Origin of the sequence: Pseudomonas sp. Sample_11, from assembly GCF_004307505.1 — a bacterium.
In the GTDB taxonomy this organism is placed as follows: Bacteria; Pseudomonadota; Gammaproteobacteria; order Pseudomonadales; family Pseudomonadaceae; genus Aquipseudomonas; species Aquipseudomonas atacamensis.
Map to the genome: position 1 here is coordinate 17,714 of NZ_RCOD01000086.1, position 11,449 is coordinate 29,162.

Consider the following 11,449-nt stretch of genomic DNA (forward strand, 5'->3'; position numbering starts at 1 on the left):
GCGGACATTCCGCGGTGAGTCTTGCTCGCAAGGCTCACGACGGGCCGTTGCCGCCGTGGTTTCTTATTATGTCTTAACGCTTCTTGCGGTTGGCAATGTGAATGGCGCCGCCATTCACTGCCAGAGCAGCTTCGTGCAAGGCTTCAGACAGGGTCGGATGGGAGAAAACCATCATGCCCAGGTCTTCAGCGCTGGTGCCGAATTCCATACCGATCGCGCCCTGCTGAACCAGTTCTGCAGCGCTCGGGCCAATCACGTGCACGCCCAATACGCGGTCGGTCTTGGCATCGGCGATGACCTTGACGAAACCACCGGTATCGTTGGCAGCCATGGCACGGCCGGAAGCGGCGAACGGGAAGGTGCCGACGTTGACTTCAACGCCTTCGGCCTTCAGCGCCTGCTCGGTTTTGCCAACCCACGCGATTTCCGGGTGAGTATAAATAACCGAAGGGATCAAATCATAGTTCATCTGAGCCTTGTGGCCCTTGATGCGCTCGACAACCATGATGCCTTCTTCGGACGCCTTGTGGGCCAGCATCATGCCGCGAACCACGTCACCGATGGCGAAGACGCCCGGTACAGCTGTGACGCAATGGTCATCGACCGCGATGAAACCGCGCTCGTCGATTTCCACGCCGCAGTCGGCGGACAGCAGATCAGTGGTCACCGGACGGCGACCAACGGCTACGATCAGCTTGTCGAAAGTGATGGTCTGTTCGCCGTTGGCATCGGTGTAGTTGACGACGACTTCTTCGCCGTTGACTTTCGAACCGGTAACGCGAGCGCCCAGCTTGATGTCCAGACCCTGTTTGGTCAGGGTTTTCAGCGCTTCCTTGGAAACAGCGGTGTCCGCTGCCATCAGGAAAGTGTCCAGTGCTTCGAGAACAGTCACTTCTGCACCCAGACGCGACCATACCGAACCCAGTTCCAGACCGATCACGCCAGCGCCGATCACGCCCAGACGTTTAGGTACGGACTGGAACTCCAGAGCGCCAGTCGAATCGACGATGACTTTCTGGTCAACCGGAGCCGGTGGAATGTCGATCGGACGCGAACCTGGCGCGAGGATGACGTTTTCCGCCTCGATGACTTCAACCGAACCGTCCGGCTTGGTGACTTCGACTTTCTTGCCAGCCAGCAGCTTGCCGTGGCCCTGGATCGAAGTAACGCCGTTGGCCTTGAACAGGGTGGCAACGCCGCCGGTCAGGTTCTTGACGATGCCAGCCTTGCGGCCAACCATCGCAGCGACGTCCATTTTGACTTCGCCGGTCGAGATACCGTGAACGTTGAAGCTCTCTTTGGCTTCCTTGTATTTCCACGAGCTGTCGAGCAGCGCCTTGGAAGGAATGCAACCCACGTTCAGGCAGGTACCGCCCAGGGCTTGCTTGCCCTCTGCGTCGGTGTACTTCTCGATGCAGGCAGTGGTCAGGCCCAACTGAGCAGCCTTGATGGCCGCTACATAGCCACCAGGGCCGGCACCGATCACTACTACGTCAAATTTCTGCGACATTCAAAAAATCCTCTTTAGCAATAAAGCTACAAGCCGCAAGCTTCAAGCTGCAAGCCCACCCGCTCGCCTTGAGCTTGAGGCTTGTAGCTGAAAGCTTGCAGCTGCTTTTTAGATATCCAGCAACAGACGAGCCGGATCTTCCAGCAGGTTCTTGATGGTCACCAGGAAGGTCACAGCTTCTTTGCCATCGATCAGGCGGTGATCGTAGGACAGAGCCAGGTACATCATCGGACGGATCACGACCTGACCGTTGATGGCCATCGGACGCTGGATGATGTTGTGCATGCCCAGGATCGCTGCCTGCGGCGGGTTGACGATCGGCGTCGACATCATCGAACCGAAGGTACCACCGTTGGTGATGGTGAAGGTACCACCGGTCATCTCGTCCATCGACAGTTTGCCGTCACGGGCTTTCTTGCCGAATGTTGCGATGCCGCCTTCGATTTCAGCCAGGCTCATCAGCTCGGCGTTACGCAGAACCGGTACCACCAGGCCACGGTCGCTGGAAACGGCAACGCCGATGTCCGCATAGCCGTGGTAAACGATGTCGCCGCCGTCGATCGACGCGTTGACAGCCGGGAAGCGTTTCAGCGCTTCGGTGGCCGCTTTCACGAAGAACGACATGAAGCCCAGGCGTACGCCGTTGTGGGACTTCTCGAACAGGTCCTTGTACTTCGAACGCAGAGCCATGACTTCGGTCATGTCGACTTCGTTGAACGTGGTCAGCATCGCCATGTTCGACTGGGCTTCAACCAGACGCTTGGCCACGGTGGCACGTACGCGAGTCATCGGTACGCGCTTCTCGATGCGGTCGCCGGCAGCGAACACAGGCGCAGCAGCCGAAGGAGCAGCAGCCTTGGCCGGTGCGGCAGCCGGAGCGGCTTTCTTCGCAGCAACTGCTGCTACCACGTCTTCCTTGGTCACACGACCGCCCTTGCCGGTGCCGGCAACGGAAGCGATGTTGATGCCGTTCTCTTCAGCCAGCTTGCGAGCGGCAGGAGCTGCGATCGGGTCATCTTCGCCATCGGCAGCAGCTGGTGCGGCAGCGGCAGTAGCAGCCGGAGCAGCAGCGGCGGCAGGAGCGGCAGCAGCAGCGCCGCCCTCTTCGATCGAGCCCAGGACCTGGTTCGACAGAACGGTAGCGCCCTCTTCGGCAACGATTGCGCCCAGCACGCCGTCAGCTTCAGCCAACACTTCGAGCACGACTTTGTCGGTTTCGATGTCGACGATCAGGTCGTCACGCTTGACGGCCTCACCTGGTTTCTTGTGCCAGGTGGCAACGGTGCCATCGGCAACCGATTCCGGGAATGACGGGGCTTTGATTTCGATAGCCATTATCTGTGGGTCCTTAAAATTCGGTTTCAGTCAGCGCGAAGGCGTTAAACAGTGAAAGCATCTTGCAGCAGTTTTTCCTGCTGCTCGGCGTGCATCGATGCGTAACCACAAGCTGGCGCAGCCGAAGCCTCACGGCCCGCGTACTCAAGTACGAGAGTCTTGTCGAGGTTGGCGATGCTGCGACGCAAGTGATGCTGGCTGCAGTACCAGGCACCCTGGTTCATCGGCTCTTCCTGACACCAAACGGCGTGTTTGACGTTGGTGTACGGAGCCAGGACTTCTTTCAAGTCGTCCTCAGGGAACGGATACAGCTGCTCGATACGCACGATGGCGATATCTTCGCGGCCTTCGGCACGGCGTTTTTCCAGCAGGTCGTAGTAGACCTTGCCGCTGCACAGAACCACGCGCTCGACCTTTTTCGGGTCCAGTGCGTCGATTTCCGGGATCACGGTCTGGAACGAACCTTCGGCCAGATCTTCCAGTGTCGAGATGGCCAGCTTGTGGCGCAGCAGCGACTTCGGCGTCAGCACGACCAGCGGCTTGCGCAGCGGACGGATCACCTGACGACGCAGCAAGTGGTAGATCTGTGCTGGCGTGGTCGGCATGCACACCTGAATGTTGTGCTCGGCGCACAGCTGCAGGTAACGCTCAAGACGAGCCGAGCTGTGCTCAGGGCCCTGACCTTCGTAACCGTGTGGCAACAGCATGGTCAGACCGCAGAGACGGCCCCATTTGTGCTCGCCGCTGGTGATGAACTGGTCGATCACGACCTGAGCACCGTTGGCGAAGTCGCCGAACTGGGCTTCCCAGATCACCAGCGCGTTTGGCGTGGTGGTCGAGTAACCGTATTCGAATGCCAGTACCGCTTCTTCCGAGAGGAACGAGTCGTACAGGTCGAAACGTGGCTGACCGTCGTACAGGTTCTGCAGCGGAATGTAGGTGCCCGCGTCTTTCTGGTTGTGCAACACAGCGTGACGGTGCGAGAACGTACCGCGGCCGATGTCCTGACCGGTCATGCGGATCGGGTGACCTTCGAACGCGAGGGTCGCGTACGCCATGGTTTCAGCGTAACCCCAGTTGATCGGCAGGCCGCCGGCTTGCATCTTCTGACGGTCTTCGTAGATCTTCGCGACCTGACGCTGAACGACGAAGCCTTCCGGAATTTCCAGCAGCTTGGCGGACAGTTCTTGCAAGGTTTTGAGATCGAAACGCGTGTCGTGACGCGCGGTCCAGGCGTGGCCCAGGTACGGACGCCAGTCGACGAACAGCTCTTTGTTCGGCTCTTTGACCAGCGATTTCACCACGTGCAGACCGTTGTCCAGCGCGTTGCGGTATTCGTCGACCTTGGCCTGAACACGTTCAGCGTCCAACACACCGGCCTGGGTCAGGCGATCAGCGTACAGCTCACGGGTGGTGCGCTGCTTGGTGATCTGCTGATACATCAGGGGCTGGGTGCCGCTTGGCTCGTCGGCCTCGTTGTGGCCGCGACGACGGTAGCAGACCAGATCGATGACCACGTCACGCTTGAACTGCATGCGGTAGTCGATGGCCAGTTGGGTCACGAACAGCACGGCTTCCGGATCATCACCATTCACATGGAGGATCGGCGCCTGGATCATCTTGGCAACGTCGGTGGCGTACTCGGTGGAGCGCGAGTCCAGCGGGTTGCTGATGGTGAAACCAACCTGGTTGTTGATCACGATGTGCACGGTACCGCCGGTCTTGAAACCGCGGGTCTGCGACATCTGGAAGGTTTCCATGACCACGCCCTGACCGGCGAATGCCGCGTCACCGTGGATGGAGATCGGCAGAACTTTCTCACCGGTCAGGTCGTTGCGACGATCCTGACGGGCGCGCACCGAGCCTTCGACCACCGGGGAAACGATTTCCAGGTGGGACGGGTTGAACGCCATGGCCAGGTGAACTTCACCGCCGGTGGTCATCACGTTGGACGAGAAGCCCTGGTGGTATTTGACGTCACCGGAACCGAGCTCGACCTTTTTCTTGCCTTCGAACTCGTCGAACAGCTCGCGCGGGTTCTTGCCGAAGGTGTTGACCAGCACGTTCAGACGGCCACGGTGGGCCATGCCGATGACGACTTCCTTGGTGCCGTACGAGCCGGAACGCTGGATCAGTTCGTCGAGCATCGGAATCAGGCTTTCGCCGCCTTCCAGACCGAAACGCTTGGTGCCCGGGTATTTGGTGCCCAGGTATTTTTCCAGGCCTTCACCGGCAGTCACGCGCTCAAGCAGGTGGCTCTTGATGTCGGCGGAGTACGTCGGACGACCACGCACGCTTTCCAGACGCTGCTGGAACCACTGGCGCTGCTCGGAATCGGTGATGTGCGTGAATTCAGCGCCGATGGTGCGGCAATATGTCTGCTGCAACGCTTCGTGAATTTCGCGTAGGCTCGCTTCCTCTTTGCCGATGAACAGGTCGCCGGCACGGAAGGTCGTATCAAGATCGGCATTGGTCAAGCCGTAATGATTGATCGACAGGTCTGCAGGTGCAGGACGCTGCCACAGCCCCAGCGGGTCAAGCTGGGCTGCCTGGTGGCCACGCATACGGTAGGCCTGGATCAATCGCAGCACTTCAACTTGCTTCTTCTCGTGCTCACTGCTCACGCTGCCGGCGGAAACCGGTTGGGCGCGGCGCTGGTTCTTTGCCAGCAGCACGAAATGATCGCGAATCGTCGAGTGCGAAACATCAGTGGCAGAGTTGCCGTCGGCTGGCAACTTCTGAAAGTAGGTGCGCCACTCTTCTGGCACAGCGTTAGGGTCGTGCAGGTAGAGCTCATAAAGCTCTTCCACATAGGCAGCGTTTCCACCTGAAAGGTAGGCGCTGTTCCACATGCGCTGCATCACGCTTTCTTGCATGCTTGGTCACCCTCGGTTAGGGGAACACCATCGGTGTCGACACCGAGCAAACTTGCAGAAGTCCGAATGCAGCGACTAAAACAAGCCACCTAGGATCACACTGATAGTCCGGGTACCAGCCCGGATGCCCCTGCTTGTCTCATTTCTTCAAAAGAAGAGCTGCAGCTTATGGCTACGGCTCTGGTTATAGCCATGACGCGGGTTGAAGCCCGCGCCACAGCCTCTACGGTGCAACGGTTACAGCAGCTGAATCACACGCCGCTCGAAAGCAGCATGTTACGGATGTGACCGATGGCCTTAGTCGGGTTCAGGCCTTTCGGACATACGTTGACGCAGTTCATGATGCCCCGGCAGCGGAAAACGCTGAACGGGTCGTCAAGTGAAGCCAGACGTTCGCTGGTCTTGGTGTCGCGGCTGTCTGCCAGGAAGCGGTAGGCTTGCAGCAGCGCAGCAGGACCCAGGAACTTGTCCGGGTTCCACCAGAAGGACGGGCAAGAGGTCGAGCAGCAGGCGCACAGGATGCACTCGTACAGACCGTCGAGCTTTTCGCGCTCTTCTGGCGACTGCAGACGCTCGATGGCCGGAGCCGGCGTGTCGTTCTGCAGGTAAGGCTTCACCTTCTCGTATTGCTTGTAGAAGATGCTCATATCGACGACCAGGTCACGGATAACCGGCAAACCTGGCAGCGGACGAACGATCAGTTTGTTGCCTTTTACAACGGCAGACAGCGGCGTGATGCAGGCCAGACCGTTCTTGCCGTTGATGTTCATGCCGTCGGAGCCGCAGACGCCTTCACGGCAGGAGCGACGATAGGAGAAACCTTCGTCCTGCTCTTTGATCAGGGCCAGCACGTCCAGCACCATCAGGTCTTTACCACCGGTATCGACCTGGAAATCCTGCATGAACGGCGCGGCGTCCTGATCAGGGTTGTAGCGATAAACACTGACTTGCAACATGGCGGTCACCCTTAATAAGTCCGGACTTTAGGTTCGAAAGTCGGAACAGTCTTCGGCGAGAAGTTCACGGCACGCTTGGTGACGCGCTTGTCACCCGGGAAGTACAGGGTGTGGCACAGCCAGTTTTCGTCATCACGGTCTTCGAAGTCTTCACGGGCGTGAGCGCCGCGGGACTCTTTACGTACTTCGGCCGCGATGGCGGTAGCTTCAGCCACTTCCAGCAGGTTCTGCAGTTCCAGCGCTTCGATACGTGCAGTGTTGAACGCTTGCGACTTGTCGTTGATCTTCACGTTGGCGATACGCTTGCGCAGATCGGCCAGCTGAGCGATGCCCTTCTGCATGTATTCGCCGGTACGGAATACACCGAAGTAGTTCTGCATGCAGCTTTGCAGCTCGCGACGCAGGGTGGCAACGTCTTCACCGTCGGTACGGTTGTTCAGCGCGTTCAGACGCGACAGTGCAGCTTCGATGTCGGACTCGGTAGCGTCGTCGTATTCGATGCCATCGGTCAACGCCTTTTCCAGGTGCAGACCGGCAGCGCGACCGAAGACCACCAGGTCGAGCAGCGAGTTGCCGCCCAGACGGTTCGCACCGTGTACCGATACGCAAGCCACTTCGCCTACCGCGAACAGGCCAGGAATGATCTGGTCCTGACCTTCGGCGTTCTGGGTGATCGCCTGGCCATGAATGTTGGTGGCAACGCCGCCCATCATGTAGTGGCAGGTCGGCACAACCGGAACCGGAGCAACGACCGGGTCAACGTGGGCGAAAGTCTTCGACAGTTCGCAGATGCCTGGCAGACGGCTGTGCAGCACTTCCTCGCCCAGGTGGTCGAGTTTGAGCATCACGTGGTCGCCATTCGGACCGCAACCGTTGCCGGCGATGATTTCCTTGACCATCGAACGGGCAACCACGTCACGACCTGCAAGGTCTTTCGCGTTCGGAGCATAACGCTCCATGAAACGCTCGCCGTGCTTGTTGATCAGGTAACCACCTTCACCACGGCAACCTTCGGTAACCAGTACACCGGCGCCGGCGATGCCGGTCGGGTGGAACTGCCACATTTCGATGTCTTGTACCGGCACGCCAGCACGCAGAGCCATGCCGACGCCGTCACCGGTGTTGATCAGGGCGTTGGTGGTAGACGCGTAGATACGGCCTGCACCGCCAGTCGCCAGAACGGTGGCCTTGGCACGGATGTAGGAGGTTTCGCCGGTTTCGATGCAGATCGCGATCACACCAACGAATTCGCCTTCCTGGTTTTTCACCAGATCAACAGCGTAGTACTCGTTGAGGAACGTGGTACCGGCTTTCAGGTTGCCCTGATAAAGCGTGTGCAGCAGCGCGTGACCGGTACGGTCGGACGCAGCGCAAGTACGTGCAGCCTGACCGCCCTTGCCGTAGTCCTTGGACTGGCCACCGAACGGACGCTGGTAGATGCGGCCTTGCTCGGTACGCGAGAACGGCAGACCCATGTGGTCCAGCTCGAAAACAGCGGCCGGGCCTTCCTGACACATGTATTCGATAGCGTCCTGGTCACCGATGTAGTCGGAACCCTTGACGGTATCGTACATGTGCCAGCGCCAGTCATCGTTCGGGTCGGCCGAAGCGATGGCGCACGTAATGCCACCCTGCGCGGATACAGTGTGCGAACGGGTCGGGAAAACCTTGGTGATCACCGCAGTCTTGTGGCCGCCTTGTGCCAGCTGCAGCGCAGCGCGCATGCCGGCACCGCCACCACCAATAATGATGGCGTCGAAAGAAATCGTTGGAATGTTAGCCATGAATCAGATACCCCAGAGAATCTGCACACCCCAGACGAAGTAAGCGAACATCGCAACGCCGCATACTGCCTGGAAAAGGAAACGTATCGCCGTTGCGGACTTGCCGAACGCCATTGGCGTCAGGTAGTCGGTCGCGATGGTCCACATGCCGACCCAGGCGTGAGCGCCCAGAGCAACAAGGGCCAGCAGGCTGAAAATACGCATTCCGTTGTGAGCGAACAATTCATGCCACTGGGCATACTCGAGGCCAGGGTTGGCGACGATGTATCCGATCAGAAAGATGAAGTAAGCCGCGAGAACGACCGCAGACACACGCTGTGCCATCCAGTCATAGAGGCCCGAACGCGACAGGTTAGTGACGTTAGTTACCATATCCAGACTCCTGCCAGAACGATTACCACCACGGAAACGGCGATAACGATTTTCGAGCCCAGTTTGCCGCCTTCCAGCGTCTCACCGATGCCCATGTCCATGATCAAGTGGCGCACACCGGCTACCAGGTGATACAGCAGAGCGGACAGGATGCCCCAAATCACTAGCTTGGCTAGCGGACTGGTCAGACACGCTTTCACCTGACCGAAGCCTTCCTCGGAGCTCAGCGACTTGTCCAATGCGTAAAGCATGATGGCAAGGCACACGAAGAGGATGACACCGGAGATACGGTGAAGAATGGACGTGTAAGCAGTGACTGGGAGTTTGATGGTCCTTAGGTCTAGGTTTACAGGTCGTTGGCTTTTCACGGCTTTTTTTTCACACTGAAGAGCCCCTAACAATCAGGGCAAAGTTGTTGGGGAGTGCACTGGTCAGGTAACCACCACCCAGGGATGCGACCCCCAATGAAAGCAAGCCCAAAAGCCCTTGGCGGTCGGTGGCCGAGTATAGACAGTTAGGCTACTAATGACAACGCGTTCACCTACCCCCAATAGCGGATTGCACAAGTTGCATAAAAGGCGTAAATGGCAGGCAATTTCGAGGAAAAAGTCGGCTTAAAGCCTTCTGGAGCAAGACTTTAGGCAAATTGACATTCGAATTTATCTCACTATAGTGGTGCGGGCCCTGCGTGGGGGGTCTGTCTGATGGTTCAAGCATAAATAGGAGGCCACATGGCTGACAAAAAAGCGCAGTTGATCATCGAGGGCGCAGCCCCCGTCGAGCTGCCCATTTTAACCGGCACCGTTGGTCCCGATGTAATCGATGTTCGGGGCCTGACGGCCACGGGCCGCTTCACTTTCGACCCGGGTTTCATGTCGACCGCTTCGTGCGAATCGAAAATTACCTATATCGACGGCGACAACGGCATTCTGTTGCACCGCGGCTACCCGATCGAACAGCTGGCTGAAAAGTCGGACTACCTGGAAACCTGCTACCTGCTGCTCAACGGCGAACTGCCGACCGCAGAACAGAAGGCCCAGTTCGTCAGCACCGTGAAAAACCACACCATGGTTCACGAGCAGCTGAAAACCTTCTTCAACGGTTTCCGTCGCGACGCCCACCCGATGGCCGTCATGTGCGGTGTAGTCGGCGCCCTCTCGGCCTTCTACCACGACTCCCTGGACATCAATAACCCGCAGCATCGCGAAATCTCCGCGATCCGTCTGGTTGCGAAGATGCCGACCCTGGCAGCGATGGTCTACAAGTACTCCATGGGCCAACCCATGATGTACCCGCGCAACGACCTGACGTACGCGGAAAACTTCCTGCACATGATGTTCAACACCCCGTGCGAGATCAAACCGATCAGCCCGGTACTCGCCAAGGCCATGGACCGGATCTTCATCCTCCACGCCGACCACGAGCAGAACGCTTCGACCTCCACCGTGCGTCTGGCCGGCTCTTCGGGTGCCAACCCGTTCGCCTGTATCGCCGCCGGTATCGCCGCACTGTGGGGCCCTGCCCACGGCGGTGCGAACGAAGCCGTGCTGACCATGCTCGACGAGATTGGCGATGTGTCGAACATCGACAAGTTCATCGCCAAGGCCAAGGACAAGAACGATCCGTTCAAGTTGATGGGCTTCGGTCACCGCGTCTACAAGAACCGCGACCCTCGCGCGACTGTCATGAAGCAGACCTGCGACGAAGTGCTGAAGGAACTGGGCATCAACAACGATCCGCAACTCGAACTGGCCATGCGCCTGGAAGAGATCGCGTTGACCGACCCGTACTTCATCGAGCGCTCGCTGTACCCGAACGTCGACTTCTACTCGGGGATCATCCTCAAGGCGATCGGCATTCCAACCAGCATGTTCACGGTGATTTTCGCCCTGGCGCGTACTGTCGGCTGGATTTCGCACTGGAAGGAAATGCTCTCGAGCCCGTACAAGATTGGCCGCCCGCGCCAGCTGTACACCGGTTACGAGTCGCGTGACATCACCAAGCTGGAAGATCGCAAATAAGGGTTTTTCTTTTTTTGTGATGGTTTAGTGGTGTGTCAGGAACGGCCTCTTATATAGAGGCCGTTTTTGTTTCTGTTGGTGTTCATCGGATTGGGAGCATATCCGTTGCTGCGGTAACGGCTTCTTATGGTTTCGCTCTTACAGCGAGTCCCTTTTTCAAACGCCGGAGTGCCGGCCCAGCAAAAAGGAACCAAAAGGCTTTGCCCCGGCGTACGGCCCGCTCGCTAAAGCTCGGGGCTCCTTCGTTACGGGACCGATCCGGGCGCAGCGGCTACGGTTTGCTTCGCTGCACCTCCTTCCGCTGTGTACGACTGCGTCGTACGGTCGCTGCGCTCCCACACCCGGATCGATCCCGTAACGAAGCCTCCCGAAGGGGCAAAAGATCAAGAGCCAGAGCCAGAGCAAAAGCAAAAGCAAAAGCAAAAGCAAAAGCAGATCAAAAGATCGCAGCCTTCGGCAGCTCCTACAGGTGGATTGGATACACCCTCAAAAAACAGGTCGGCTGTCAGGCCGCCTTCGCGAGCAGGCTCGCTCCCACAGAAAGCAAAGCAGCGCAGCTGCCCGCGGCGAAGCCGCCCCACTCAACAATGAGCGC

General features: G+C 58.5%; 8 protein-coding genes. 1 reads left to right on the top strand and 7 read right to left on the bottom strand.

Translation table 11 applies throughout. From position 1 onward, the window contains the following. Nucleotides 1-73: 73 nt before the first annotated feature. From lpdA to sdhC, 7 genes are all read right to left on the bottom strand, one after another. Entirely contained in the window at nucleotides 74-1,510 is a 1,437-nt protein-coding gene (lpdA, locus tag D8U60_RS23620) for a dihydrolipoyl dehydrogenase (protein ID WP_016773678.1), read from the bottom strand. A 108-nt stretch (nucleotides 1,511-1,618) separates the two neighbouring features. After that, nucleotides 1,619-2,845 (bottom strand): 2-oxoglutarate dehydrogenase complex dihydrolipoyllysine-residue succinyltransferase, encoded by a 1,227-nt coding sequence (gene odhB / locus D8U60_RS23625; protein ID WP_024012151.1) that lies wholly within the window; start codon nucleotides 2,843-2,845, stop codon nucleotides 1,619-1,621. Between the two features lie 44 nt (nucleotides 2,846-2,889). Then, complete coding sequence (locus tag D8U60_RS23630) at nucleotides 2,890-5,721, bottom strand: 2-oxoglutarate dehydrogenase E1 component (protein WP_041479560.1); 2,832 nt, start codon at nucleotides 5,719-5,721, stop codon at nucleotides 2,890-2,892. 251 nt (nucleotides 5,722-5,972) lie between these two features. Continuing rightward, a complete protein-coding gene (locus tag D8U60_RS23635; RefSeq protein ID WP_016773675.1) occupies nucleotides 5,973-6,677 on the bottom strand; it encodes a succinate dehydrogenase iron-sulfur subunit in 705 nt (234 codons plus the stop codon). Between the two features lie 11 nt (nucleotides 6,678-6,688). Next, complete coding sequence (gene sdhA, locus D8U60_RS23640) at nucleotides 6,689-8,461, bottom strand: succinate dehydrogenase flavoprotein subunit (RefSeq protein ID WP_024012149.1); 1,773 nt, start codon at nucleotides 8,459-8,461, stop codon at nucleotides 6,689-6,691. Nucleotides 8,462-8,464: 3 nt separating this feature from the next. Beyond that, entirely contained in the window at nucleotides 8,465-8,833 is a 369-nt protein-coding gene (sdhD, locus tag D8U60_RS23645; protein ID WP_008049683.1) for a succinate dehydrogenase, hydrophobic membrane anchor protein, read from the bottom strand. Beyond that, complete coding sequence (gene sdhC / locus D8U60_RS23650) at nucleotides 8,827-9,201, bottom strand: succinate dehydrogenase, cytochrome b556 subunit (protein WP_016773673.1); 375 nt, start codon at nucleotides 9,199-9,201, stop codon at nucleotides 8,827-8,829. Before sdhC ends, sdhD begins: the two co-directional genes overlap by 7 nt. A gap of 363 nt (nucleotides 9,202-9,564) precedes the next feature. Between sdhC and gltA the strand changes: the two genes are divergently transcribed. Next, nucleotides 9,565-10,854 carry a citrate synthase gene (gene gltA / locus D8U60_RS23655; RefSeq protein ID WP_003222994.1) on the top strand — a complete coding sequence of 430 codons (1,290 nt, stop codon included), beginning with the start codon at nucleotides 9,565-9,567 and terminating at the stop codon, nucleotides 10,852-10,854. Nucleotides 10,855-11,449: the final 595 nt, after the last annotated feature.

What these genes read in the sequence shown, in the direction of transcription:
- lpdA (WP_016773678.1), bottom strand. Translation starts at nt 1,510, where the DNA reads ATGTCGCAGAAATTTGACGTAGTAGTGATCGGTGCCGGCCCTGGTGGC.
- odhB (WP_024012151.1), bottom strand. Translation starts at nt 2,845, where the DNA reads ATGGCTATCGAAATCAAAGCCCCGTCATTCCCGGAATCGGTTGCCGAT.
- D8U60_RS23630 (WP_041479560.1), bottom strand. Translation starts at nt 5,721, where the DNA reads ATGCAAGAAAGCGTGATGCAGCGCATGTGGAACAGCGCCTACCTTTCA.
- D8U60_RS23635 (WP_016773675.1), bottom strand. Translation starts at nt 6,677, where the DNA reads ATGTTGCAAGTCAGTGTTTATCGCTACAACCCTGATCAGGACGCCGCG.
- sdhA (WP_024012149.1), bottom strand. Translation starts at nt 8,461, where the DNA reads ATGGCTAACATTCCAACGATTTCTTTCGACGCCATCATTATTGGTGGT.
- sdhD (WP_008049683.1), bottom strand. Translation starts at nt 8,833, where the DNA reads ATGGTAACTAACGTCACTAACCTGTCGCGTTCGGGCCTCTATGACTGG.
- gltA (WP_003222994.1), top strand. Translation starts at nt 9,565, where the DNA reads ATGGCTGACAAAAAAGCGCAGTTGATCATCGAGGGCGCAGCCCCCGTC.